29 protein-coding genes are annotated in these 25253 nt (G+C 31.9%); 1 reads left to right on the forward strand and 28 read right to left on the reverse strand.

The features are described from left to right. Window positions 1-25 precede the first annotated feature (25 nt). Window positions 26-1666 (forward strand): putative manganese-dependent inorganic diphosphatase, encoded by a 1641-nt coding sequence (locus tag B2694_RS08490; RefSeq protein ID WP_346885362.1) that lies wholly within the window; start codon window positions 26-28, stop codon window positions 1664-1666. Window positions 1667-1713: 47 nt separating this feature from the next. Here B2694_RS08490 and B2694_RS08495 read toward each other — a convergent pair whose 3' ends face one another. The 28 genes from B2694_RS08495 to flgC form a co-directional block, all read right to left on the reverse strand. Continuing rightward, window positions 1714-2481: a hypothetical protein gene (locus tag B2694_RS08495; RefSeq protein WP_346885363.1), complete on the reverse strand. Its 768-nt coding sequence runs from the start codon at window positions 2479-2481 to the stop codon at window positions 1714-1716. A gap of 137 nt (window positions 2482-2618) precedes the next feature. Further along, on the reverse strand, window positions 2619-3407 hold the full coding sequence (locus B2694_RS08500; RefSeq protein ID WP_346885364.1) for a flagellar hook-basal body complex protein: 789 nt from the start codon (window positions 3405-3407) through the stop codon (window positions 2619-2621). Window positions 3408-3443: 36 nt separating this feature from the next. After that, a complete protein-coding gene (locus B2694_RS08505; RefSeq protein WP_346885365.1) occupies window positions 3444-4226 on the reverse strand; it encodes a flagellar hook-basal body complex protein in 783 nt (260 codons plus the stop codon). Further along, window positions 4219-4353 carry a hypothetical protein gene (locus tag B2694_RS08510; RefSeq protein WP_346885366.1) on the reverse strand — a complete coding sequence of 45 codons (135 nt, stop codon included), beginning with the start codon at window positions 4351-4353 and terminating at the stop codon, window positions 4219-4221. Before B2694_RS08510 ends, B2694_RS08505 begins: the two co-directional genes overlap by 8 nt. Before the next feature lie 68 nt (window positions 4354-4421). Next, entirely contained in the window at window positions 4422-4991 is a 570-nt protein-coding gene (locus tag B2694_RS08515; RefSeq protein ID WP_346885367.1) for a hypothetical protein, read from the reverse strand. Window positions 4992-5006: 15 nt separating this feature from the next. Beyond that, window positions 5007-5741 (reverse strand): FliA/WhiG family RNA polymerase sigma factor, encoded by a 735-nt coding sequence (locus tag B2694_RS08520; RefSeq protein WP_346847904.1) that lies wholly within the window; start codon window positions 5739-5741, stop codon window positions 5007-5009. A 12-nt stretch (window positions 5742-5753) separates the two neighbouring features. Continuing rightward, complete coding sequence (locus B2694_RS08525; RefSeq protein WP_346885368.1) at window positions 5754-6413, reverse strand: flagellar brake protein; 660 nt, start codon at window positions 6411-6413, stop codon at window positions 5754-5756. Between the two features lie 9 nt (window positions 6414-6422). Continuing rightward, window positions 6423-7289: a MinD/ParA family protein gene (locus B2694_RS08530; protein ID WP_346885369.1), complete on the reverse strand. Its 867-nt coding sequence runs from the start codon at window positions 7287-7289 to the stop codon at window positions 6423-6425. Continuing rightward, window positions 7283-8461, reverse strand: coding sequence for a flagellar biosynthesis protein FlhF (flhF, locus tag B2694_RS08535; RefSeq protein WP_346885370.1), 1179 nt, complete (start codon window positions 8459-8461; stop codon window positions 7283-7285). The genes B2694_RS08530 and flhF overlap by 7 nt, the downstream gene beginning before the upstream one ends. Beyond that, on the reverse strand, window positions 8461-10524 hold the full coding sequence (flhA, locus tag B2694_RS08540; RefSeq protein WP_346885371.1) for a flagellar biosynthesis protein FlhA: 2064 nt from the start codon (window positions 10522-10524) through the stop codon (window positions 8461-8463). Before flhA ends, flhF begins: the two co-directional genes overlap by 1 nt. Window positions 10525-10544: 20 nt before the next feature. Beyond that, window positions 10545-12380 (reverse strand): fused FliR family export protein/FlhB family type III secretion system protein, encoded by a 1836-nt coding sequence (locus B2694_RS08545; RefSeq protein WP_346885372.1) that lies wholly within the window; start codon window positions 12378-12380, stop codon window positions 10545-10547. A gap of 11 nt (window positions 12381-12391) precedes the next feature. Beyond that, window positions 12392-12661, reverse strand: a complete 270-nt coding sequence (locus tag B2694_RS08550; RefSeq protein WP_035129252.1) for a flagellar biosynthetic protein FliQ — start codon at window positions 12659-12661, stop codon at window positions 12392-12394. Window positions 12662-12675: 14 nt separating this feature from the next. Further along, on the reverse strand, window positions 12676-13497 hold the full coding sequence (gene fliP / locus B2694_RS08555; protein ID WP_035129251.1) for a flagellar type III secretion system pore protein FliP: 822 nt from the start codon (window positions 13495-13497) through the stop codon (window positions 12676-12678). A gap of 32 nt (window positions 13498-13529) precedes the next feature. Next, window positions 13530-13871 carry a flagellar biosynthetic protein FliO gene (locus tag B2694_RS08560; RefSeq protein WP_346885373.1) on the reverse strand — a complete coding sequence of 114 codons (342 nt, stop codon included), beginning with the start codon at window positions 13869-13871 and terminating at the stop codon, window positions 13530-13532. A 7-nt stretch (window positions 13872-13878) separates the two neighbouring features. Next, complete coding sequence (locus tag B2694_RS08565) at window positions 13879-14376, reverse strand: flagellar basal body-associated FliL family protein (protein WP_346885374.1); 498 nt, start codon at window positions 14374-14376, stop codon at window positions 13879-13881. Between the two features lies 1 nt (window position 14377). Then, window positions 14378-15094 (reverse strand): OmpA family protein, encoded by a 717-nt coding sequence (locus B2694_RS08570; RefSeq protein WP_346885375.1) that lies wholly within the window; start codon window positions 15092-15094, stop codon window positions 14378-14380. A 10-nt stretch (window positions 15095-15104) separates the two neighbouring features. After that, on the reverse strand, window positions 15105-15896 hold the full coding sequence (locus tag B2694_RS08575; RefSeq protein ID WP_346847893.1) for a motility protein A: 792 nt from the start codon (window positions 15894-15896) through the stop codon (window positions 15105-15107). Then, window positions 15883-16098: a flagellar FlbD family protein gene (locus B2694_RS08580; RefSeq protein WP_346847892.1), complete on the reverse strand. Its 216-nt coding sequence runs from the start codon at window positions 16096-16098 to the stop codon at window positions 15883-15885. The genes B2694_RS08575 and B2694_RS08580 overlap by 14 nt, the downstream gene beginning before the upstream one ends. 101 nt (window positions 16099-16199) lie before the next feature. Further along, entirely contained in the window at window positions 16200-17258 is a 1059-nt protein-coding gene (locus B2694_RS08585; protein WP_346877380.1) for a flagellar hook-basal body complex protein, read from the reverse strand. Between the two features lie 43 nt (window positions 17259-17301). After that, the gene (locus B2694_RS08590; protein WP_346877379.1) at window positions 17302-18003 is read right to left on the reverse strand and encodes a flagellar hook capping FlgD N-terminal domain-containing protein; all 702 of its coding nucleotides are present in this window, start codon (window positions 18001-18003) and stop codon (window positions 17302-17304) included. Window positions 18004-18014: 11 nt separating this feature from the next. Continuing rightward, window positions 18015-19343, reverse strand: a complete 1329-nt coding sequence (locus B2694_RS08595; RefSeq protein ID WP_346885467.1) for a flagellar hook-length control protein FliK — start codon at window positions 19341-19343, stop codon at window positions 18015-18017. A 5-nt stretch (window positions 19344-19348) separates the two neighbouring features. Continuing rightward, a complete protein-coding gene (fliJ, locus tag B2694_RS08600; protein WP_346877378.1) occupies window positions 19349-19789 on the reverse strand; it encodes a flagellar export protein FliJ in 441 nt (146 codons plus the stop codon). Between the two features lie 14 nt (window positions 19790-19803). Next, the gene (gene fliI, locus B2694_RS08605) at window positions 19804-21111 is read right to left on the reverse strand and encodes a flagellar protein export ATPase FliI (RefSeq protein WP_346885376.1); all 1308 of its coding nucleotides are present in this window, start codon (window positions 21109-21111) and stop codon (window positions 19804-19806) included. A gap of 14 nt (window positions 21112-21125) precedes the next feature. Further along, window positions 21126-21893, reverse strand: a complete 768-nt coding sequence (locus B2694_RS08610) for a hypothetical protein (protein WP_346885377.1) — start codon at window positions 21891-21893, stop codon at window positions 21126-21128. Beyond that, entirely contained in the window at window positions 21877-22890 is a 1014-nt protein-coding gene (gene fliG / locus B2694_RS08615; RefSeq protein ID WP_346885378.1) for a flagellar motor switch protein FliG, read from the reverse strand. The genes B2694_RS08610 and fliG overlap by 17 nt, the downstream gene beginning before the upstream one ends. A gap of 2 nt (window positions 22891-22892) precedes the next feature. Further along, window positions 22893-24464, reverse strand: a complete 1572-nt coding sequence (gene fliF, locus B2694_RS08620; protein ID WP_346885379.1) for a flagellar basal-body MS-ring/collar protein FliF — start codon at window positions 24462-24464, stop codon at window positions 22893-22895. 16 nt (window positions 24465-24480) lie between these two features. Further along, window positions 24481-24801 carry a flagellar hook-basal body complex protein FliE gene (gene fliE / locus B2694_RS08625; RefSeq protein ID WP_346847884.1) on the reverse strand — a complete coding sequence of 107 codons (321 nt, stop codon included), beginning with the start codon at window positions 24799-24801 and terminating at the stop codon, window positions 24481-24483. A 19-nt stretch (window positions 24802-24820) separates the two neighbouring features. Further along, window positions 24821-25252, reverse strand: a complete 432-nt coding sequence (gene flgC, locus B2694_RS08630) for a flagellar basal body rod protein FlgC (RefSeq protein WP_084178021.1) — start codon at window positions 25250-25252, stop codon at window positions 24821-24823. Window position 25253 lies beyond the last annotated feature (1 nt).

A 25253-nucleotide genomic window follows, 5' to 3' on the forward strand; every position in this document is an offset into this window, starting at 1 on the left:
TAGATATTATAAAGGAAGGTTATTCATGGTAAATAAAGTATACATAACAGGTCATAGAAATCCTGACTCTGATTCTATTTGTGCAGCTATTGCTTATTCAGAGTTTAAAAATAAAACTCAACGAATCAATGCTATTCCAATTAGACTAGGGGAAATTAGTAGAGAAACTCAATTTATCCTAGATTACTTTGGAGTTCAGCCACCACAGCTTGTTCAAACTGTAAAACCTCAAATTATAGATTTAAAAATAGATACAGTAGCTCCTATTGCTTCAGACATATCCTTAAAAATGGCTTGGTCTATAATGAAGCAAAAAAACATTAAAACTCTCCCAGTTATATATCCTAATGAAAAATTAGCTGGAATTGTATCTGTATCAAATCTGGCAGCTAGTTATCTAGACATTTGGGATAATTACGTTTTAGCTAAAAGTAAAACAAGTCTAAGTAACATTTTAGAAACTCTATCCGCTAAAATTGTTTACTTATCAGATGAAAACTTAGAACTTAAAGGGAAAGTTGTAGTTTCTATGATGGAACCAAATGATAGAAATTTAATAGAAGCGGAAGATATTTGTATCTGTGGAGACCGTGAGTTAGTTCAAGAATTTGTATTAGATTGTAATGCTAGATTAATGATAATCACTAATAATACAAATCCCTCTGAAAAAATTATTGACCTAGCTAAAGAAAAAGGATGCACTATAATCACTACTCCCTATGACTCTTTTACTGCTGCTAGACTAATACCTCAAAGTATTCCTATAGAATACGTAATGACTAAAAATAATTTAATTACCTTCTCTACTAGTGACTTCATTGAGGAGATTAAAGATATTATGCTAGAAACTAGATATAGAAGTTATCCAGTTTTAGATGAAGATGGTTCCGTGGTTGGAAGCATTTCTAGATATCATTTAATAACCCAACAAAGAAAGAAAGTAATTTTAGTGGATCATAACGAAAAGACTCAGTCTGTAGACGGTCTTGAAGATGCAGACATTTTAGAAATTATCGACCACCATAGAATAGGAGATATTCAAACAGGTCAACCAATATACTTTAGAAATGAGCCTGTAGGAAGTACTTCTACCATTGTTGCTAATATTTTCTTTGAAAACGGAATTAGACCATCTAAAAAAGTAGCTGGATTATTATGTGGCGCTATTATTTCCGATACTCTACTATTAAAATCTCCAACAGCAACTATTGTAGACGAAATCATACTAAAGAGATTAGCTGAAATAGCAAGTATAGATATAGAAAAATTTGCTCAAGAGATGTTTAAAGCTGGAACTTCATTAGAAGGAAAAAGTTCAAAGGAACTTTTATACCAAGATTTTAAAATCTTTAATATGGGTAATTTTAAAGTAGGTGTTGGACAAATAACAACTACTTATATGGATGGATTTACTCCACTAATTAATGATTTAAAAACTGTAATGAATGAAAAAGCAAATCAAGGAAAGTTTGACCTAATTATTCTTATGGTTACTGACATATTTAAAAGTTCTTCTTTATTCATTGTGTGTGGCGAACACAAAGAAGTATTCTCAAGAGCCTTTAACATTAAGTTAAACAATGGAATAGCATATATTGACCAGGTAGTTTCTAGAAAGAAACAAGTTATTCCACCTCTTACAGAGGTTATAAACCAAATTAAGTAATTCTTTAGCTCCAAAGGAGGCTGTCCATAAAGACAGCCTCCTTTTGTTTACTGTACCACTAATTTTAGAATTGATCCCTTATTAATAATATAAATCCAAAATATAACAAAGAAAATAAAACACACGCCATATATCACAGTTAAAAAATCCTTAACACATAAATCATCAATCTTTCCTTGATATACCCCGTAACTTTTTAGATAATGTACCCCCTTATCTTCTATATAGTAAAAATTAACTGATTCAATATATGCAGCAAAAATATAAATGTTTAAAAGTGGATTAGTAAATAGATTTTTCAAAAAATCCCCCTTGAAATTAATTTTAAAGGTTTTATTTCTAATAATATAGACAATATATAAGAATATTCCACCTATTAGAGTTGGAATAATATTTAACACATTCAATATACCATTAATAAACTTTAGACTCTCATCGTCACTGATGTAATATATTAATGTATATATTACTCCCCCCCCATTACCTATGATTAGAATATAAATTAAGGGTGCTAAAAAACCACAAATCAATGATTTGCTAATTAAGGATAAAGTATTGTAAAACTCCTTTTTTTCAGTGGATTTTTTAATTACTGTTTTTCTTTCACTATTGCTTATCTCAATAACAAAGAAAGCTACAATAGCATTAAAAATCTCCCTATTAGATATAAGACTTATAATTACCCCTATGGTAGGTATAAGTATAAAGTATATCCATTGTAAAACTACTTTGCTTCTTATTTTAGCACTAAATTTCTCATTGACTTTTATTGCTAATCTATGTCTATCAAACTTCCAAAATAATATACTTAGCAAACATCCAAATAAATATCCTACCCCATAATATCACCCCTTCTATTTAAAATTTATCCTTTGTTAATGTTATATTATATGTTTGAAAATATAAAAAAAGAATGAAAAACTATGTCTTTCATTCTTTTCTATTTCCATTGCTATCTTAAGTTATTTATCATTCCCCACATATCATCTGCCGTTTTTAATGCAGAGGAGCTTAATTGAAAAGCTCTTTGGGCTACAATCATGTCAGTCATCTCAGTAGTCATATCTACATTAGATCTTTCCGTAAATCCTTGATAAATATCTCTATCCGTAGTCTCCATTACAGTAGCTCCTTCTATTGGAACAAATAAGCTTTGTCCTGAAGAAATAAAATCTGTATCACCTATGGTCTTATAAGTTTTAATATCTCCAACTTTTATAGAGTTTCCATCATTATCTAAGGATAAAGCCCCATTTGCATCTATAGAAAACTTATCTTTAGCAAAGTTAATTGGACCCCCTGGCACATTTATCTCATTACCATTAGCATCAGTTATAGATAATCTATACCCATTATTATCTACTAAAATTCCTGAAGCATCTACTTTGAAGTTTCCATTTCTAGTGTAGGCTGCACTTCCATCTTGTTTATATACTTTAAAGAATCCTTCTCCATCTATAGCTAAATCTGTAGATATCTTTGTATTAGTTAAGCTTCCTTGAGTTTTTATTCTAACTTCATTAGTAGATTTAACCCCTGTACCAACATAAAGTTCAGTATTTGCATTCTTAGACCATGGTACTCCTAGTCTTTCTAATGAACTGGTATAAAGGTCTTGGAATGTAGATGTTACTTTTTTATATCCAATAGTACCGGAATTTGCTATATTATTTGATACTAAGTCTAATTTATTCTGTTGTGCCTCCATTGCACTTCTATTGGTGTAAAACATACCGTACATAAACTCACTCCTCAAATTTTTCTTTCTCTATTAATTCTATCTAGCTTTACCTATTTCATTTACAGCCTTGTCCAAGGTAGAATCTAAAACCTTTAAAATAGTTGCATTGCTTTCAAAGTTTCTCATAACAGTCATCATGTTACTAGTTTCTTGAACTACGCTAACATTAGATCCTTCAAGGGATTTATTAACTACATAAGGATTATTAACAAAGGTAGGATTAACTCCTTCATAAAGATTATATGTAAATTCATTTAGATTTTCATATTTACCTTGGTTATCCTTTGGAAAATTAACTACAGCTAATCTGCCTGCTTCTCGTCCATCTACAGATATATTCCCAATATTGTCTGCAGAAATACTTCCTTCACCTATATATATCGGTGCTAGTCCATTCCCACTCCTACTAAGTACCCTATCTCCATTAGATGTCACTAAATATCCTGAAGTGTCTACAGCAAAATGACCATCTCTTGTATAATAATTTGTAGCTACATTAGCGGTTTGTCTTTGAACTACAAAAAATCCTTCTCCCTGAAGGGCAAAATCAGTTGTTACTCCTGTATCCTTTATAGTTCCTTGTGAGAAATTAGTGGTTCGATCATTTATTTCTACTCCGTTATTCATAGCTCCAATGGTTACTCTTTCATTGTTTTTTCCATCCTTATTAGAAATATATACCTCATCAAAACTCTTCATGGACAAAATCTGTGATTTATATCCTGTAGTGTTTATATTTGCTATATTATTCATAATAGCACTTTGATTTTTTTCACTGGTAATTATTCCTGAAGCTACTGTATACAATCCTCTAATCATTGTTTGCACCCGCCTTTATATCAATTTTAATCTGGTCTGGATAGGTCATTCCTAATTTTTTTGCTCTTATTTCAATTTCACCATCACTAAGTTTATAATCTATTTTTGCAGGGATACTAAAAAACATTCCTAGTATTATGCCAATGCCTATACCAAATAAAATTTTTCTATCACTTAAAACTTTAATAAACCTTTTTATTTTAAATATAATTCCTTTATTAATAAGACCTCACCCTTTCCTATATTCAGCCGTTGTGCTATGCCTTCTTCACTTAAGCCTTCAGCTAATAAGGCTTTTACCTCTTCTACTTTTAAGCTATTACCCTTTATATCTTTTTTAGGATTACTGTCTTCTTTTTCTTTTTTAGGATTACCATCTTTTTCTTCTTCTTTTAAATCGTCCATTAATTCATCCATATTTTCTCCTTGAAGAAGAATATCATCATCTAAGGAATCAATCTTATCTACCAAGGTATTTATGTACTCATCATTACTAATATTTTTATCTGAATCATCCCTTTTTTCTAATAATTCATTTTTAATAAATTCAGTATGATTTACTTTTTTTAAGTCATTTATTTCTCTTTGTAATTCTGTAATTGTTTTAGCAAACTCACTTCTTATTTCAACAAGTCTCATGTCTACTTCATCTATATTAGATTCTGCATCCATCATAGCTTTACTAAAGTCATTTTCTTCTCTCATTATAGCCCTTATATTTGTAGCAATTAAAGCCACTCCAATAATAATTAATAAAATATACATATTCTCACCTATCTTCTATGACTTAATATCATATTGGAGTTTCTCAATTTCTTTTCTTAAATTTAAAATAGCTCTACTATGAAGTTGACAAACTCTTGATTCTGATACTTCTAGCACTGCTCCTACTTGTTTTAAAGTAAGTTTTTCAAAGTAGTATAGATTTAGTATAAGTCTATCTCTTTCCTTTAGATTATCCAAGCCTCTCCTCAAGTATTCTAGCATTTCTTTTTCTTCCAAAGACTTTTGTGGAGAAGGACTTTTAGTATCCTCTATGGAATTGATTAAAGACATTTCCTCATCATCACCAAATAAAATAGTTTCTAAGGACATCATTGAAATATAGTTTACATAACCTTGTATATCTGTAAGCTCCTTTAAACTTATTTCCATCCTTTCAGCTACTTCAATATCTTTTGGTTCTCTGTAAAGCTTATTTTGTAATTCTTCCACTACCTTATTGTATCTATTAAGCTTATCGATAGCTCTTTTAGATATAGGACTATTTTTTCGTATTTCATCTATAATACTTCCATTTATTCTTATGGCAGCATAGGTGGAAAATTTCATACCCTTAGTGTCATCAAACTTATTTATAGCATCCATAAGCCCAATCATTCCATAACTTATTAAGTCTTCATATTCAACATATTTATTTTTTCCTACGATAATCTTGGAAGCAATATACTTTACAAGAGGTATATTTTTTTTAATTATTTCTTCTCTAACATCTACATCACAAGCTACAGACACATCATTTCCCTCCTACTTTGTTTTCATTAACTTTCTCATATTCTTAAAAATAAACTGTATTATATTTTCCCTTACCTTATCATCAATAAATTGAAATTTTACTCCATATACATATTCATTTTTATTTTGTGTTTCATCTCTAACGATTTTACCTAAGGCTAATATATCTTCGTTATTAATCTTAGTATTCAACATGACTAGTTGCCCTAAATTAAGACTTTCCTTTACCTTTATTCTAATACCTCCACCACTTAAATCTAAAGTTTGTCCTTCCCTATAATTGCAGTTTTCAATATCCCTAAGGACACTTTCATTATACTTATCTATTGGTGAATATTTCATAGCATTTATAAATGGCAATCTTACATAGTCTCTTCTTTGTACCTTATGCAATTCACTTTCTCTTTCCAATGTAATCAAGGCTATTTTATCAAATTTTCTCCCTTTCACCTTAGCTTGAAAATTATATATATTACCTTTTCCATCATTATAATTACACTTAACTGTGTCTCCAGTACTTAAGGGATAACTTATGCCATTTAGTATAGGTGTAGCTATAGCTATATATATACCATCTTCATCAATATCCTGAATTTTTGATTTTGCTAATTCTCGATTTTTTGTATAAATCTCTATTTTATTATTGATTTCCATCATATTATTAGCTTTCATACTCTCCTCCTATGAAAAAATATTAAGCATTTTTTTAAATATACCCTGGATGCTATTTCCCTTATTATAAGATATACCTTCTAACCCCTTTGCAATAGACTCAATGTTTTCACTTACTTCACTTTTAGGGAAAGACAATACCACAGGTCTTTGCATCCTTACAGCTTGCACTAATTTTTTATCTTCAGCGATGTTTCCTAAATGCACTAGATTAGCTCCTAGAAATCTATTTGCTGAACTATTAAGTCTATTAAAAGTATCATTTCCTTCTTCCTTGCTTAAAACCTTATTAACAATAATTTTTGCTCTATTTTTCACATTATGATTACATATGGTTTTTAATAAGCTATATGCATCCGTTAATGCTGTTGGTTCCGGAGTAGTCACAATAAAAACTTCATGACTACACTCTATAAAAGCCATAACTGTTCTATTTATGCCTGCTCCTGTATCAATTAATATATAGTCAAAATCTTTTATTTCTCCTAACTTATTAATTAAAACTTCTCTTTGCCACCTATTTAAGTCATCTAATCTAGAAAGTCCTGTACCTCCACATAAAATTTTTATACCTAAAGGTCCATTTATTACTACCTCATTAACAGATTTATTATTTAATATTATATCAAAAATGGTATATCTAGGTATAGTCCCTATTAAAACATCTACATTGCCCATACCTAAATCTGCATCTAGTACTAAGACCTTTTTCCCTAGTTTTTTAAGAGAAATTGCTAAATTAATTACCATATTACTCTTCCCTACCCCCCCCTTACCGGAAGTTATAGTAAAGATTTTAGTATTATTATTGCTTTCTTCCATAGTATCTTGCTTTTCAAATACCATTTGTCTTAATCTTGAAGCCTGGTCTAACATATACTATTTTCCCCTAACACCAATTTTATTATCTCATCCTCCAATGGTACCTTTATATCATCTGGTACATTCTGGCCTACAGTGATAAATTTAATAGGAACCTGAGTCCTTCTACATATATTTAGTATGGAACCATAAGTTGAAGTCTCATCTAACTTAGTTAGTATTAGTCCCTTGTAATTTATATTAGAAAATCCATTAGCTATGATGTCCATGTCACCACTCTTAGTAGTAGCACTGACTACTAAATAAGCATTATCCACCTTAGCCCTATCTAGAAAAGCCTTCAATTCTAATACTTGCATAGTATTTTTACTACTCCTGCCAGTAGTATCTAATAAGATCACATCACAGTCTTTCATTGAGTTTATAGCTTCTTCCATCTCAGCTAATGAAAATACCACTTTAAAATCAATATTCATAATATCTGCATAGGTTTTTAACTGTTCTACTGCTCCTATTCTATAGGTATCTACAGTAATTAAACCTACCTTTTTCTTTTTTACAAGAGCTAGCTCCCCTGCTAGCTTCGCTATAGTTGTAGTTTTTCCTACTCCTGTAGGACCCACTAAAGCTATGGTTCCATTTATTTCACTAGAATCTATTTTTATAATAGCGCCAAGTTCCTCTTTAATTCCATTCATGATTTCATCAATGGAAGACACTTGTTTATTTATTTTTATAGTTTCTATTAATTCTTCAACTATATCTTTAGATACATCTAATTCTCTAAGTCTTTCCTTGGCTTCTTTAAAATAAATTTCACTATCACTAGCCTTTTCTTGTTGCAACTCACTTTCTTCTTTGTTTTTGTTATCTAATTCTTCTAATTTAATTTCCTCATTTATAGAATTATTGCTTTGAGTAGAAAAATAGGAATTTATAAGACTCTTCATTGTTTCAACTTCTTGTCTTAGCTCCAATTCATCATTTTCCATTATATCTACTGGTAAAATACTCTTACTGTTTATTTCTTTATCATCCCAACCTAAATCATTAGATTTAGATTCAACAGCTGCGGTTATCTCCACTACTTTAGGAGAAAACAACCCTTTAATACCAGGCTTTCTTATAGCTCTCTGACTTATAATTACAGCATCTTTGCCTAACTCCTTACCTATCTTACTTAATGCTTCCTTCATGGTAGAAGCTACATATTTCTTTATAATCATTAGATAGATACAACTCCTTCGGTCCTTATCTCTACATCATTAGGTATTTCATTTAAAGACAATACTACAATACTTGGAAATACCATTTCTATAAGCTTTCTAAATGCTGGCCTAATTCTTGGAGAAACTAGAATTATAGGTATATTAGTTGGAAAGTGGGTACTTTCTAACATTACCTTAATACTATTAAATATCTCTGTTGTAATATCTGGATTTATTGCTGGGAAAGAACCCTGCATAGATTTTTGGATATTACTTCCTATTAGTTTTTCTATATCTGGAGATATGGTTACTGCTGTAATTCTATGTTCATCATCCACTAGATCATTGCAAATAGTTCTACTTAGTGAAAATCTCACATATTCCGTTAACATTTCAATATCCTTAGTATTTCGTGAATTATCAGCAAGACATTCTAATATAGTTACCATGTCTTTTATAGATACCTTCTCTTTTAAAAGTCCTTGTAAAACCTTTTGAATTTCTCCTATGGTCATAAGATCTGGTACAAGTTCCTCTACCACAGTAGGATACTTTTCCTTTACAGAATCTAAAATAACTTTAGTTTCTTGACGTCCAAGAAGTTCATAAGAATGAGCTTTAATAGTTTCCGTAAGATGAGTAACCATAACTGTAGTTGGATCTACCACAGTAAGTCCCTTTATCTCTGCATCTTCTCTTTGATCCTTATTTATCCATAGAGCATCTATTCCAAAGGTAGGCTCTATGGTCTTTATTCCCTGCATATTTATATCTTCTCCAGAAGGATTCATACATAAAAACATGCTTGGCATTATGTCCGCTCTAGCTATCACTGTTCCTCTTATTTTTATTACATATTCATTATTTCTAATTTGCAGATTGTCTCTAATTCTAATAGGTTGAACCACAATTCCCATCTCTATAGCACATTGTCTTCTCACTGATGAGATTCTCTGCAACAAATCTCCTCCTGAGGATTCATCAGCCATAGGAATAAGTCCATAGCCTATTTCTACCTCTAATGGCTCAACAGAAATTAAATTCATCACATTTTCTGGCTCTCTACTCTCACTCTCTACAATTTCCTTTTCTTCTATTTCTATCTTCTGCTTAGCTTGTTGCTTTTCATCCTTATACATTAGGTATGCACTTGTTCCAGCTGCTGCAGATAGAGCAAAGAATACTAGTGTAGGCATTCCTGGAATTAATCCAAGAATAAATAGTACTAGAGATGCAATTGCTATAACTACTGGAAATGCTGTCAATTGTGATGAAACCTGTGTTCCAAAGTTATCATCACTTCCTGAACGAGTAACTAAGATACCCGAAGCTGTAGAAATTAACAGTGCAGGTAATTGACTTACAAGTCCGTCTCCTATGGTGAGTTGTGTAAACTTAGCAGCAGCTTCGCCTATACTCATATCCATCATTACTGCCCCTATAACAATACCGCCTAAAATATTTATTATAGTAATTATAATACCTGCTATGGCATCACCTTTAACAAATTTAGATGCACCATCCATAGCTCCATAAAAATCTGCTTCCCTTTGAAGGTCAAGTCTCTTTTTCCTAGCATCTTCTTCTGTAATCATTCCTGCATTTAAATCTGCATCTATACTCATCTGTTTTCCTGGCATTGCATCTAAGGTGAATCTTGCTGAAACCTCAGATACTCTTCCAGCACCACTAGTTATAACTAAAAACTGTATAATAACAATAATTAAAAATATTATTATTCCAACAAAATAGTTACCACCAATTACGAACTCTCCAAAAGCCTGCACTATTTTTCCTGCATCTGCTTGTCCTAAAATTAGTCTAGTAGAGGATACATTTAGTGCTAATCTAAATAGAGTAGTTACAAGTAATAATGTTGGAAATACTGATAATTGTAATACATTTGTAGTAAACATTGTAAGTAACATTATAATTATAGATATTGAAATATTAATGGCAAAGAAAAAATCAAGTATTTCTGGGGGCAATGGTATAATTATCATTAGTACAATAAGAATTACCCCAAATGCTACTATTATATCTAAGTTATTCTTAATACTAAATCCCTTATCTTTAAGCATAATTATCATCCTTTTTTACGTTATTTCTTCATTTTATAAACTAATACTAATATTTCTGCCACTGCTTTATACATATCAAAGGGAATTTCCTTATCTAAATCCACTTCTTTGAACATGAGTCTAGCTAATGGTTTATTTTCTATAATTGGTACATTATTTTCAATAGCCTTTTCCTTAATCTTTAACGCCACATACTCACTGCCCTTTGCCACAACTATCGGTGCTTTTCCACTATTTTCTTTATATTTCAAAGCCACCGCAATGTGAGTTGGGTTTGTAATTACAACAGTAGCATCTGGTACTGATTGCATCATTCTTCTCATAGCCATTTCTCTTTGCTTTTGTTTTCTTTTCCCCTTAACTATAGGGTCTCCTTCTTGTTGTTTATATTCTTCCTTTATCTCTTGTTTAGTCATTTTTAAATCCTTATTATGTTGGAATTTCTGATATAAAAAATCTATGCATCCTATTATTAATAAAGCTATCCCAACTTTAACAAAAACATTAATTATTAAACTAGCCAATTCAGTAAGTATTGTTCCTGTTTTAAGATTTCCAAAGTTCAAAAGACTATAGTAATTATCTATAACAAACTTATATCCTATATATCCTACAATAGAAACAATACTCAAATTTTTTACTAAATCCACTAAGGATCTTATAGAAAACATTCTTTTAAATCCACTTATAGGATTTAGTTTGCTAAACTTAGGTTTTAATGGATCTCCAGTATATATAAAACCCGTTTGAATTATTGATCCAATTACGCCTATAACCATAATAGGAACTGCCACTGGTATAAATATTTTAAATATATCTATGAATACCTTTATTAAAAGTTCTACTAAACTCTCCTCACTTAATTGAAAATTTAAGTAGCTCCCTAGATACTTTGTCATACTGGAGCTTAATACCTTTAGCACAAAGCTACTTAAGATAGCTATAACTAAAGTAGCTGCTAAAAGAGTTAAGGCAGAAGATAATTCCTTACTTTTAGCTACTTGACCTTTTTTCTTAGCATCTTGAAGCTTTTTAGGAGTAGGTTTTTCCGTTTTATCTCCACTATCATTAGATGCGGAAATTAATATAAAGGGCATCATAGTGAATATTTCCGAGAATATATGCTTAATAGCACCAAAATTTGAAGCTATAATTTTCATAATTAAAGGAATAGAAATTACAAAGGTTGCAAGTCCAACAAAAATCTTGATTGGCATTCCTAGTATCATAGCATTAAGCTGAGGCATAACTCTTGATACCAATCCCAATACAATTTCCGTCATAAGTATTATAAGCATTATTGGCACTGCAATCTTAATCCCAATAGTAAAAAATTCAAATACAACTTGAATAATATATCCCAAAATTTCTTTATTAAAGGTTACAGTCCCTACAGGAACTGAAGTAAAACTATCTATAAGACACTGCACTAAAATAAGATGTCCATCAACTAACATAAATACAGCAAGACAAATCCAGTACATCAACCTTCCCATTACTGATATGTTTTCACCTGCAACTGGGTCAAATAGGCTCATCATAGAAAAGCCCATGGAAAAATCCATAATTTGTCCTGCCATTTGTACAACACTAAACAGTAAATTTACTATATATCCTAGACATATTCCTATAATTACTTCTTTACCTATAAGCACTATTAAAACAAACATATTACTTATTTCTGGTAATGCTTCAGTACTGATTATGGGAGATAAAATCATGGATATAATAAGTCCTACACCAATCTTTGCTATATTTGGTGTTCCTGTTGGGAAAAAGGTTGGCACTGTAAAAATCAAGGATGTTATCCTCATAAACACCATTAAAAAAGCTATAAACATTAAAATATCTACCAACGTTATCCCACCTAAGCTCCTATATTAGAAATTATTGAAAAAATTCTTTGAGTAAAACCTATCACTGTGTTTCCTATAAATGTGGCAGTAATTATTCCCACTATTGCCACAGCTATTATTTTAGGTACAAAGGTTAAAGTTTGTTCTTGTATCTGAGTTGTGGCTTGAAATATACTTATCAAAAGACCTACTGCCGTAGCTGTAAGTAGTATTGGTCCAGCTGCCATTAAAGCTGTCTTCACCATATCCTGTAATATTGCAACCACCATAGTCTGTGTCATATTACATCACCTCTCTAAAATCCTAGTATTAAGGATTGACTTAACAAATTCCATCCATCTACTAATACAAATAAAAGTAATTTAAATGGCAGAGAAATCATAGCTGGCGGTAACATAAACATACCCATAGACATAAGAACACTAGCTGTTACAATGTCCACCAATATAAATGGTATAAATAACAAAAATCCTATTTCAAAGGCTGTTCTTAACTCACTTATAACAAAGGCTGGTACAATTGTATAAAGTGGAACATCATCATAATTATAAGTTTCCTTACCATCTGCATCCTTTTCTACTTTAACAGCGTCCTCTACCTTTCCAGCTTCAAGAAACAACTTTAAATCTTTTACTCTAGTTTGCTTTAACATAAATTCCCTCATGGGCTTTATCCCTTTATCTATAGCAACATCCATTGTTATTTCTTCCTTCATATAAGGCTGAACTGCCTTTTCATTAATTTCTGAAAAGGTAGGTGCCATTACAAAGAACGTTAAAAATAAGGACAACCCAACAATTATTTGTTTTGGCAGTGATGTAGCTCCTATAGCACTCTTAAAGAAAGAAAGTACTGTTACAATTCTTATAAATCCTGTGGTCATTATAAGGATTGATGGAAGTATTGTAAGTACTGTTAGTACTAGTAATAATTTTATATTGTCCACATATTCAGTAGGAGTTTTTGCATCACCATCACCAAAGGATATATTTATATCTGGAATTGGCATGGTATCTCCAGTAGCATAAGCTACTTTACTACTAATTGAAATAACACAAAACACCAGTAGTATTAGCGTTATGGGTTTTATAAACTTTTTTAGATCAAATTTTTTCATATGTATTATCCCTTTATTCCTAAAATAATATTTTACTTTCTCCATTTAAGATACTTGTCTTTAAAAATTTGTTTTAACTCACTACTATTCTTAAATTTAATCATTTCAATTTCTTCATAATCTTCCCCTGCAACTTCTTCTACAATTTCTATTTTTCCTTGAGCTGAAGTTACTAAATAAAATTTATCTCTTATCTTTACAATGAGAAGAGAGTTATCCTTACTAATGGTTAGTCTCTCTACTACTCTCATTGTAGATTTTCTGTTTACGTGACTATATTTCTCAACAGTCTTCCCTAGCCAAAGAATTAATCCTATAACTAATGGGAAAAATATTACAAGTTTTAATAAGGTTAAAATCAATTGACTATCCATATGTCACCTATTGAACAATTATATCTGTGAAGTAAATATTGGTTATCTTACCACTATTTAAAAGCTCATTTGCCTTTACGACTATCTCTTCTTTTAATAAAGCATCTCCCTCTGTTTTGAAATCCGTAGATTTCTTAGCTCTTAATACCTTATTTATACAGTCTCTTATTTGTGGAATCTTTGCTGTAAGTTCTTCTTGCAAATCCTTATTCTCTAAATTCGAACCTAAGGAAATTTTCACCTTTACAAATTTAGACTTTCCCTCATCACTTAAATTTACTAAGAACTCGTCTAAATTTAAGGTAGCTTCCTTTTCTACTACATTACTTTCACTAGTGCCATTACTATTTTTACCTACATTCTTTGTTGCAATGGTATATCCAACAAATACAGCTCCACTTATAAGTGCAAATATTACTATAGCGGTTACTATAACTAGAACCAATTTAGAACTTCCGCCCTTTTCTTTTTCTAACTCATTACCTTTGCTATTTTTTTTGTTCATTTTACTGCTCCTTTACATTAGTTACAACTATAATATTAACTCTTCTATTTTTAGCTCGACCTTCATCTGTATCATTTTTAGCTATAGGTCTATACTCTCCACACCCCTGAGCTGAAAACCTTTGAGGATTTAAAATCTTTTTACTACCAAGAAAATAATCCAGTACGCTTAATGCTCTAGCAGAAGATAGGTGCCAGTTATTTGGCATAGCTGGTGTGTTAATTGGTACATTGTCTGTATGACCTTCAATTATAATCTTGTTATCTACCTTTCCAATTAAGTCACTAACCTTGTCTAATACGTTTTTACTATCTGACCTTAGTTCTGCCTTTCCAGTATCAAAAAGCACCGAATCCTTCATCTGGATATTAAGACCTTTTTCATCTTCATATATTTGAACATCATTCTCTAAATCATTTTCCTTAATATAAGTTAATACATCCTCTAAAATTTCCAAGTCTTCATTTTCTTGAATGTCTTCCACTGTAAGCTGTGGCTTTCCAACTATAGGTACATCACCACTACTTGAGTTAAATTCAAGTATGGACCTATCAGCCTTACCACTAAAAGCACTTTGCATGGCTACAGCTATCTGCTGAAATTTTTGTGAGTCTATAGTTGATAGTGAATAAAGTAAAACAAAGAAGGTTAATAGCAAAGTAACAGTATCTGCATAAGTAGCTAACCACCCATCAGTTTTTATGTCTTTCTTGGCCATAATTATTCACCTACTCTCCTTGATTAACACTACTTAAATACTTTACTCTATCCTCTGGTGATAAATATACTATCATTTTATCTTCAATTACCCTTGGGTTTACTCCTGATTGTATAGAAAGTACTCCTTCAATCATCATTTCCATTTGGTTTACTTCCTTAGATGTTTTATAATTTAGCTTTCCTGCTATAGGAAGTACAACTAAGTTAGCAAGCATTGATCCATAAAAAGTTGTAATAAGAGCCTTACCCATACCTGATGCTAAGTTGTCTGCATCTGATAGGTTAGCAAGCATTTGAATAAGTCCAATCAATGTTCCAATCATACCCATGGCTGGAGCATATGCTCCCCAAGTTGTGAACATAGATGCTGCATCTTCATGTCTTTTTTCTAATTCTTTAATTTCTAAAGTCATAACTTCTCTAATAGATTCAGGTTCAATACCGTCAACTATCATATTTAAGCCTTTTTTAACAAACTCGTTACTAATCTCTTGTATATCCTCTTCTAAAGAAAGTAGTCCATCTCTTCTAGCTTTTTTAGATAAATTAACAAATAGCGCAATATTATCTACCTTAGATGTTCCATCTTCTTTGAAAGCTTGTGCTGCAACCTTGATAAATCTTTTTATTTCATTCATTGGATAAGACATTAAAAGTGCACCGAAGGACCCTCCTACTGTTATAGCTAAGGACGGTACATCAAAGAATAGCTTTAACGATCCTCCATTTAGCATTCCATAAAATACAAGAACAATTGCAATCACAAAACCTATAGCTGTTAACATATCATTCTTCTTCATTACTTTCCTCCAACCGTACATTTGCCCAGTATTTTCGTCTAAATTCTATAACCTTATCAACTATTTCTTTAGAACTTTCTTTAACTAAATACTTTTTTCCATTGACTAAGGTAATTACTGTCTCTGGGATTTCTTCAATTTTTTCAATGTGATTACTATTAAGAATAAATTTGTTTCCATTTAAGGGATTAACCTCTATCATATTCTCCTATACCTCCTATGATATAGTAAATTTACTTAAGCTAAGATCAATATAAGCACCGTCTTAGCCTAAGAAAAATCACATTTACATATTTAAATAGATTATCTTTTTAAATTTACAAGTTCTTGTAATATTTCGTCTGCAGTTGTGATGATTTTACCGCAAGCTTGGAAAGAACGAGTTGCAACTATCATATCTGTAAACTGTGCAGATAAATCAACATTTGACATCTCTAAAAATCCATTTAAAACTTGTCCATAAGCTTTACCATTGTCTTCTCTTGCACCTAAAGCAGCTTTATCAGTATATTTACCAACTCTAGCTAATGGATTTCCTGAGTTTGCTGAAGGAGAATACATATTATTTCCCTTTTGCTCAAGACCTTCATTGTTGGTAAATGACGCCATAGCAACTTGTCCAAGAACAGTGGTACTACCATCAGCAAGAACAGCCTTAATTAATCCATCATTTTCTATAGAGAAACCTTGAATTCTAACATCTTCCCTTCTTCCTGTTGGATTTCCACCAGCATCTACTTCTGGATTTCCATCTTTATCAGTTACCAGCTTAGAAACAGTCTCTGGTATTTTAAGTGCTACTAATTCATTTTGATTAGCATTTAAGTTTTCAGATTCTCCATCTACATAATTAACTATTCCACCTAATGGAGATGTTGCTGTTCCATCACTTATAGCATAACCCATAATTCTATATCCATTAGAATTTAGAAGATTTCCCTTACTATCTACCTTAAATGAACCATCTCTTGTATAAAAACTCTCTAAAGTTGTAGATTCCATACTTTGATCTGGATTAACTGTTATTGTGCCATTTTCTTTTCCTTTAGCTACTATAAAATATCCTGTTCCATCTACAGCTACATCATAAGGTCTTCCTGTTGGTTGCAGACTTCCTTGAGCCATATTTGTTACTATACTTTGTATAGAAACTCCCATACCAACTCTAGAAGGGTTAACTCCTCCTAAGTTTAATCCTGGACCTGATGCTCCCTTATAACTTTGATACATACTATCTTGAAAAGTAACTGAAGATGATTTAAAGGAAGTAGTTCCTGAGTTAGCCACGTTATTTCCTATTACATCTAACTTTTTTTGATTTGCTCCTAAACCTGATATCCCTGAGTACATTGAATTTAGCATATTATACTATCCCTCCGATTCTCTATTTTTTAATATAATTTTATTAACCTTTTACTCCAATTACAGAGTCAAATAAGTAATCTCTAATTTCTATTTTTCCATCAACTTCAACTTCAACCTTAAGCTTGATACCTTCTGCATCCCTATATACTTCTAGCACTTTACCTGTAATACTCTTAGGCTTTACTGGCTTTTCTTCTTCCTTGCCATCTCCCTTAGGCTTTTCTACAGATGTATCTGCTGGCAGTGCTATTTCAACAATTTTACCCATCAATGTTACTGCATTAGAGAAGGTTAAGTTATCCATATTTGGATCTCCTGAATCAATGACATCTGTAACTTGACTATATTCATAATCTGTATACTTTCCATCTACACCTTCCACAGTAACATAAACGTCTCCCTTATGTTTATACACAGCTCTAACTACGCCACACTGAGGTACTCCATTAGCATCTAATGCATCTAAAGCTACAAATTTTCCAGTTAATCCTTGTGCAGAAGAAAGAGTCATTGTAGAATTTAATGAACTCATCTGTTCAAGGGTTGTAAATTGAGCTAACTGTGAGACATATGCAGTAGTATCTTGTGATTGAGTTGGGTCCTGATTAGAAAGCTCAGCAGCTAATATTTTAAAGAAAGAATTTTTGTCAAGTTCTGCCCCTGGTTTTACAATAGGTGTACCATTTTTAGTTTTGTTCCCTTCAACCCAAGGTGCTGTTGTATTATTAGTTGATATTGCCATTTCATCATCTCCTAAACTAGTAAATCTATCTCATTAGAGGCTTTCACATTAGCTTCAGATATAACATCCTCTTCAACTATATTCACCTCTGAACCTTGTCTACCCTTTTCACTACCTCTTTGTCCACCATTTTCATATGCTTTGCCTTGGCTGTTTTCATGAGCAAAATAGGTAGTATCCTCTTCATAAAGTCCTATATCTACTGATTGTATTTTTATGTTGTTTCCATTTAACTTTTCATTTATGTCCTTAAGTCCTAAAGCTAACATCTCTACAGTTTCTTTTGATGTAGCCTTAATCATTGCCTTTAAAGCACCTTGTTCCATACTTACAGATATAGATATTTCACCTAACTCTTTAGGATAAATCTTTACAGTTAAATCCTTAACCCCATTTTTATCCATGTATGATAAAGCTTTTATCACATCATTATTAAGATCACTCTTTGTAATAGCTATAGGCTTTTCACTAGATACTTCTCCTGATTTTTGTACACTATTTTCAAAGTATGACATAAAATCAGCAGCTCTTGTAACCTTTGAATCCTTCTCTTCACCATTAATTACTTTATTCAAAATAGCTGTTTCTTTTGAAAACTTACTATCTTTACTACTACTTTCTTCATTATCTTCTACTACAGCTACTACACTACTTTTTTCTATAACATTAGTTTCCAGTTCTATTCTTCTAGGTATATTTAAAGGCTCATCTTCTTTATTATCATCCTTCATTGAAACTATTTTTTGTAACTGACTTATTAGATCATCATTATCTATACCTTCTTCTGCTGTTAATAGTTTCATAAGACTTTCACTACTATTGTCTAGATCAGTAATATCTTCATTAATTAAAGTTAATAACTCTGTAAGTTTATTTTTCATGTCACTATTAATTGATGCTTCCCTTAATAATTCTAATAGCCCATTTGCACTTTTTTCACTTCCTAAAAGGTCTAATAAAGGTTGTAGTTCCACTTTACCTTCATTTCCACTAATAAGATCAGAAGAAACCATTTCAGCCTTAGAAGGATCCTTCTTATTCAAAAGAGCTATTATTAGATTTATTAGTGACTGCATATCTTCTGAGGTACTTAGCTTTTCACCTTCATGAACTTCCTCAGAGCTCAATATGTAATCCTTTGAAGGCTCTTTAACTTTTTCTTGCTTAATAGAATTTACTGATTTAGTTTTAGAGCTTTCATTATCTGTACTGTAGTTTTTAAGTTCCTTGGAAAATTCCTTATTAGAATATCCTTTATTTCCTTCAGGCTTTTTAACTTTATCACTAGTACTACTGCCTTTATACAGGTCATTTCCAACACTAAATTGTGCCATTTCCATCAAATTTATCGCCTCCCACACTCACGTATAAATCCATAAAGTGCAAATTCATCATTTTGAATTTGTTCTATTCGATTTTCTTCTTTTATAAATGCTGCCTGATCCTTATCTTTTAATATGCCTACAATCTTTTTATTTACTTGAGCAGTAACTAATTCTTTCCTAGTGAGCTTCACTCTTTCTTCATCAGTTTTAAGCTTTTCTTGTGTAATATCAATAGTACTATTTAATAGATTTAAATAATGATGCTGAATTTTTCTTTCAGTTACACTCATGTTATTATTCACAGTAGAGTATCTTTGGAAGCTATCCTCTAGACTTTTAAGTTCTTCTTCTACCCTGTTCTTATCCCTAAGGGCCTCCATAAAAACTATTTTTTTACCATCTTCTTCTTTTTCTCTTAAGTCCAATAACCTTTGTAATTTAAACTTATAAGTTTGTCCCAAAATTTACACCACCTTTATTTAAACATATTAATAAGCATGTCTTTACTAGCTTCAATTTCGCAACCTTCTTTTATTTCTTGAGTTAAAAATCCATTTATACTATCTATATACTCAATGGCCATATCTATTTTAGAATTACTTCCCTTTACATAAGCTCCTAGATTTATTAAATCTTCTGCTTCTTTATAAGAGGCCATTAAATCTCTAGCAAGTGAGGCAGCCTTTATATGGATTTCCTCTGCAATTTCTGGCATAAGTCTAGATACACTTTTAAGTACATCTATGGCTGGATAATGATTTTTAGTAGCTAACTCACGGCTTAATACAATATGTCCATCTAAAATACCTCTTACCGCATCTGCAATTGGTTCATTAAAGTCATCTCCATCAACAAGGACGGTATAAAAAGCTGTAATAGATCCTTTATCAGACATACCGCTACGCTCAAGAAGTTTAGGTAACATTGCAAAAACCGAAGGAGTATATCCTTTAGTAGCTGGAGGCTCTCCTATAGCAAGACCAATTTCCCTTTGCGCCATAGCAAAACGTGTCACAGAATCCATCATAAGAATAACCTTTAATCCTTTATCTCTAAAGTATTCCGCAATGGCTGTAGCAGTAAATGCACCCTTTAGCCTAACAAGAGCTGGTTGATCAGATGTAGCACATACTACTACAGATTTCTTTAACCCTTCTGGACCTAGATCTTTTTCTATAAAATCTAAAACCTCTCTACCTCTTTCTCCTATTAGGGATATTACATTTACATCAGCCTTAGCTTCTCTAGCAATCATTCCCAGAGTAGTACTTTTTCCTACCCCTGAACCAGCAAAGATACCAATCCTTTGTCCTTCACCGCAAGTAAGAAATCCATCAATGGCTCTTACCCCTGTAGGAAGAACTTCTTTAATCCTTCTTCTCTTCAATGGGTCTGGTGGCATAGCTTCCAAGGGATAGTTCCTATAAAGATACAATTCCTTTTCATCTAAAGGATTCCCAATTCCATCTAAAACTCTTCCTAAAAGTTCATCTGAACACTTTATACTTAACTGCTTTCCTGTCCTCTCGACTCTACATCCAGGAGATATTCCTATTAGATTTCCAAGGGGCATAAGAATTAAATTCCCATCTTTAAAACCTACTACTTCACAGACTATAGTTTTATTTTCCTCATTATATATGTGGAAAATTTCCCCTACAAAACCCTTAACTCCTTTTACTTCAATGGTAAGACCTATTATGTTTTTAACTACGCCTTCCATATGATTAAAATTTGTTTTACTAATACTTTTTTCAATGTCTCCTATATTCAAATTAATCATAATACCATCTTCCTCTATGCTTCCATGAGAATTTCCTTTAGCTTCTCTATGCTCCCCTTAATAGTAAAGGTGGTTTTTCCATCATCCTTTTCAACAACTAAGGTTCCATAATCTAAATAATTATCCTGTAAAACCACTACTTCTCCTCTGATGCCCATACTATGCTTGAATTCTTCTATCTTTGTCTCTATTTCTTCTAAATAGTTAGGCGCTACCCTTATAATTATCATCTTGGCATTTTTCTCTTCAGATAGGATGTTGAAAAGTAATCCATTTAGTGCTTCCTTACTTTCAAGCTCCTTTTTAAGCATATTTTCTACGGCATTTACAATAATTTTTCTAATGCCCATTTCCTTAGACTTAAGAAATTTATCATACTCTTCCTTAGCTTGATAAAGAATAAAATTTGCATTTTGAATTATTTCTTCACCTTTTTTTACTCCTTCATCATAAGCCTTGTCATAGCCCTCTTTATAACCAATACTATTGCCTTCTTCATAACCCTTATTAAATCCATCTTCCTTGGCTTCATATAGGAGCTCTTCTACTTTTTCCTTTGCATCTGCAAGAATAGCTTCGCCTTCTTTATGGGCATTTTTAACTATTTCTTCACCTTTTTTCTTTAGTTTTAGATACTCCTCCATGCTCCTAGGATTAGTATCATCAAGGTCTATAGTCTCCTCTACTATTGGAGCTGGCTCTATATAAAAGTCTGTATCTATTGCCTTGGTTCCATTTTCACATACATTAACACTTTTTATTACCCTATAAGATGAGTGCATCGTCTCCACCTCTTACAATTGTTATTTCTCCAGCTTCATCTAGTCTTCTAATTAACGCAACAATTTTTTGCTGAGCTTTTTCAACATCCATAAGTCTTACAGGTCCTAAGAATTCCATATCTTCTTTCAATGTCGCTGCTGCACGTTTTGAAAGGTTTCTTGATATAGTTTCTATTACTTGTTCTGAAGTACCCTTTAGAGCCATACATAGCTCTTTATTATCAACTTCACGTAAAATTCTTTGAATTTCCACATCATTGATAGTAATAATATCCTCAAATACAAACATAGATTCCTTAACTTTATCTGCAAGTTCCATATCTTCCCTTTCAAGACCTTCTGTAATGTTTTTCTCTGTAGTCCTATCAACTTGGTTAAGTATATTAACTAAAGATTGAACTCCTCCTATAACACTACTTTCACTAGTAACCACTGAAGATAGCTTACTATTTAATACCTCTTCAATTTCCTTCACTACCACCGGATATATATTATTCATAGTGGCAACTCTAAAAGCAACTTCACTCTGCAATTCAGATGGAAGTGCAGACATTATCTGTCCTGCTTTGTCCGGCTGTAGATGACAAAGTATTAATGCTATAGTCTGAGGATGTTCTCCTGAAATTACATTCATAAGCTGAGTTGCATCAGCTTTTCTAGCAATAGAAAAAGGTCTAAACTGCTGTGAAAACTCTGTAACTCTCTCTAGAATATCGTTGGCCTTTTGAGTTCCTAAAGCTTTTGATAAAACACTTCTAGCATACTCTACTCCACCTTCAAGAATATAATCCTTAGCCTTATTTAATTCCATAAACTCATCTAAAATAGCTTGTCTGTCTTCAGCTTTAACCGAAGACATATTAGCAATCTCATAGGTTATCTTTTGTATATCTCTTTCATTTAATCTTTTTATTATTGCTGCAGATGCATCTGGTCCCAAAGAGATAAATAATATTGCTGCCTTTTGAATACCTGTAAATTTTTCTGTTTTAGCCATTACTATCTCCCTTCTTCATCAGTCATCCATGATTTTATAATATCCGCTACCTGTTCAGGTTTCTTTTCTGCATATTTTTTAACTTCTTTCATGATCTTTTCTCTTTCAGTTTCTGCTTCTAAATCTAAATCTTTGTATAAATCCGCCACTGTTTCTAAAGTTTCATCTCCTATAACTACATCTAGCCCTTCTATAGCCTCTTCATCTTCTTCTTCATCTTCTTTTCTCTTACTTCTAATAATAGAAACAACTACAATAATAAGTATAAGTGCTATAACTGCTCCTACTCCTAAAGCAATAAGCTTAATCCTTCTAGATTTTGCTTCGGCTTCCTTCATAGCCTTAATTTCTTCTTCAGCTTGTGTTTTATAATCATCATTAAAGGCTAAACTTTCAACTGAAATTCCATCACCTCGTGCCTCATTAAAACCAATGGCATCAGATATTAAATTTTTTATAGTATTCTTAGTTGCATTATCTATATCTCCATTTACAACTACAGATGTGGTAATTCTCTCCAATTGACCTGGTGCCTTCACAACTGTTTCTTCACTCTTAGTATTATTAAAATTTCTTGTTTCTTCCGAATAACCTGCTTTTTCAGTATCTTTTTCTGCATCTTGCTCATTAGTCATATTATTATCTACAGTACTTCCTGAAGTATTTTCAGTACCCTTACTATTGTCTTTAATAATATGCTCACTTACTACTGCGGATCCCTTTGGATCATATGTAACATTATTCTGCTTTACAGCGTCAAAATTGAGCTGTGCATTTACAGATACTTTTACATTATCTTTATATATCGGTTCTAATACATTTAAGATTTTCTTTTCATATTCTTTCTCAACTTTTTTAGTTGAATCAATTTGATTTTCTGTACTAGTAGCCTGGGTTCCTTTTTCATTATCAAACAAACCTTCCGTTAATAACTTTAGATTGTCTGATACTATTGTAACGTCTTCCTTATCTAAGTTTTCCACACTACCTGTTACTAAGTGTACAATAGCTTTAACTTGCTCTGGTGAAAGTTCATTTCCTGGCACTAACTTTACCGTTACTGAAGCACTAGCAGGAGTTGGTTTAGTTACAAAGGCTGAGTTGTTTGGTAAAACTAAGTTTACTTTTGCAGCCTCAACTTCTTCAAAACCCTTTATAGTTCTTTCAAGTTCTCCAGAAAGTGCTCTTTGATACATTATTCTTGATTCTTCATCTGTAGCCCCAATGCTACCCTTATCAAAAAGTTCGAAGCCTTGGCTTCCTTCTGTTATTTGAACCTCTGACAGCATTTCCATTCTCAGTTTATCCACTTGAGACTTTTCAACTAAAATAGAATTTCCTTCTATTTTGTACTTAGTTCCTTTGCCCTCTAGATTGGCTATAATCTTTCCTGAATCTTGGGAATCCATATTTGAAAATAAAACTGTATACTTTGGTTTAAGTGATACATAAAGTAGTGTTCCTACTGCTATAAAAGTCACCACCGCAATTATCACTAAAGCTATCTTTCTAGTTTTCGACATGGAATTCCACTTATCTTTTATCTTCTTCATTAGCTCCGATAGCTTACTCATCTAATCCTTACCCCCATTATACTTGCATATTATTAAATTCCTTATAAGCATCAACTAGCTTATTTCTTATTTGAATAGCAAGCTCTAGGGACATAGATGCCTCTTCTGTAGCTAATACTACTTCATGGATACTTTTTTCTCCTGCAATATATCCTGTTACATTGTTATCTGCTTCAACTTGTAGATCGTTGACTTTTTGCAATTCATCCTTTATAACAGCTGCAAATCCTGTGCCACTTGAAGTGCTATTCTCTTCAGTATCCTTTTCTTTTACCCCATAAATTTCCCTTAGCTCATTTTGAAAAATTGTTGCATTTGGTATGTAATTGTTCATCATAAAGTACTACTCCCATCTTTTATTTACCTATTTCTAAAGTTTTTAAAAACATACTTTTTTGTGCGTTCATTGCATTGACATTGGCTTCATAAGCTCTACTTGATGCTATTAACTCCACCATTTCATTGGAGATATTTACATTTGGCATAGTTACAAATCCTTCTTCATCCGCATCTGGATGACTTGGATTATATACTTTAATAAGTTCTGATTCATCATCTACAATGCCAACTGCTTTAACTCCATTTAACTTGTCCTCTACTTTTCCATTGCTTTTATTGTAGGCTTCCTTTAAGTTCTCTTGAAACATAGCAATCTTTCTTACATAAGGTTTCCCATCTTTTCCTCTAGTAGTTCCTGCATTAACAATATTAGAAGAGATAGTATCCATTCTTAATCTTTCTGCAGTAAGACCACTAGCTGAAATTCTCATTCCTCTAAATGCCTCCACT

It is taken from the genome of Clostridium sp. UBA4395 (assembly GCF_002390995.1).
GTDB classification, from domain to species: Bacteria; Bacillota; Clostridia; order Clostridiales; family Clostridiaceae; genus Clostridium_J; species Clostridium_J sulfidigenes.

What these genes read in the sequence shown, in the direction of transcription:
- B2694_RS08490 (WP_346885362.1), top strand. Translation starts at nt 26, where the DNA reads ATGGTAAATAAAGTATACATAACAGGTCATAGAAATCCTGACTCTGAT.
- B2694_RS08500 (WP_346885364.1), bottom strand. Translation starts at nt 3,407, where the DNA reads ATGTACGGTATGTTTTACACCAATAGAAGTGCAATGGAGGCACAACAG.
- B2694_RS08505 (WP_346885365.1), bottom strand. Translation starts at nt 4,226, where the DNA reads ATGATTAGAGGATTGTATACAGTAGCTTCAGGAATAATTACCAGTGAA.
- B2694_RS08510 (WP_346885366.1), bottom strand. Translation starts at nt 4,353, where the DNA reads ATGTTTTTTAGTATCCCTGCAAAAATAGATTATAAACTTAGTGATGGT.
- B2694_RS08515 (WP_346885367.1), bottom strand. Translation starts at nt 4,991, where the DNA reads ATGTATATTTTATTAATTATTATTGGAGTGGCTTTAATTGCTACAAAT.
- B2694_RS08525 (WP_346885368.1), bottom strand. Translation starts at nt 6,413, where the DNA reads ATGAAAGCTAATAATATGATGGAAATCAATAATAAAATAGAGATTTAT.
- B2694_RS08530 (WP_346885369.1), bottom strand. Translation starts at nt 7,289, where the DNA reads ATGTTAGACCAGGCTTCAAGATTAAGACAAATGGTATTTGAAAAGCAA.
- flhF (WP_346885370.1), bottom strand. Translation starts at nt 8,461, where the DNA reads ATGATTATAAAGAAATATGTAGCTTCTACCATGAAGGAAGCATTAAGT.
- flhA (WP_346885371.1), bottom strand. Translation starts at nt 10,524, where the DNA reads ATGCTTAAAGATAAGGGATTTAGTATTAAGAATAACTTAGATATAATA.
- B2694_RS08550 (WP_035129252.1), bottom strand. Translation starts at nt 12,661, where the DNA reads ATGACACAGACTATGGTGGTTGCAATATTACAGGATATGGTGAAGACA.
- fliP (WP_035129251.1), bottom strand. Translation starts at nt 13,497, where the DNA reads ATGAAAAAATTTGATCTAAAAAAGTTTATAAAACCCATAACGCTAATA.
- B2694_RS08560 (WP_346885373.1), bottom strand. Translation starts at nt 13,871, where the DNA reads ATGGATAGTCAATTGATTTTAACCTTATTAAAACTTGTAATATTTTTC.
- B2694_RS08565 (WP_346885374.1), bottom strand. Translation starts at nt 14,376, where the DNA reads ATGAACAAAAAAAATAGCAAAGGTAATGAGTTAGAAAAAGAAAAGGGC.
- B2694_RS08570 (WP_346885375.1), bottom strand. Translation starts at nt 15,094, where the DNA reads ATGGCCAAGAAAGACATAAAAACTGATGGGTGGTTAGCTACTTATGCA.
- B2694_RS08575 (WP_346847893.1), bottom strand. Translation starts at nt 15,896, where the DNA reads ATGAAGAAGAATGATATGTTAACAGCTATAGGTTTTGTGATTGCAATT.
- B2694_RS08580 (WP_346847892.1), bottom strand. Translation starts at nt 16,098, where the DNA reads ATGATAGAGGTTAATCCCTTAAATGGAAACAAATTTATTCTTAATAGT.
- B2694_RS08585 (WP_346877380.1), bottom strand. Translation starts at nt 17,258, where the DNA reads ATGCTAAATTCAATGTACTCAGGGATATCAGGTTTAGGAGCAAATCAA.
- B2694_RS08590 (WP_346877379.1), bottom strand. Translation starts at nt 18,003, where the DNA reads ATGGCAATATCAACTAATAATACAACAGCACCTTGGGTTGAAGGGAAC.
- B2694_RS08595 (WP_346885467.1), bottom strand. Translation starts at nt 19,343, where the DNA reads ATGGAAATGGCACAATTTAGTGTTGGAAATGACCTGTATAAAGGCAGT.
- fliI (WP_346885376.1), bottom strand. Translation starts at nt 21,111, where the DNA reads ATGATTAATTTGAATATAGGAGACATTGAAAAAAGTATTAGTAAAACA.
- B2694_RS08610 (WP_346885377.1), bottom strand. Translation starts at nt 21,893, where the DNA reads ATGCACTCATCTTATAGGGTAATAAAAAGTGTTAATGTATGTGAAAAT.
- fliG (WP_346885378.1), bottom strand. Translation starts at nt 22,890, where the DNA reads ATGGCTAAAACAGAAAAATTTACAGGTATTCAAAAGGCAGCAATATTA.
- fliF (WP_346885379.1), bottom strand. Translation starts at nt 24,464, where the DNA reads ATGAGTAAGCTATCGGAGCTAATGAAGAAGATAAAAGATAAGTGGAAT.
- fliE (WP_346847884.1), bottom strand. Translation starts at nt 24,801, where the DNA reads ATGATGAACAATTACATACCAAATGCAACAATTTTTCAAAATGAGCTA.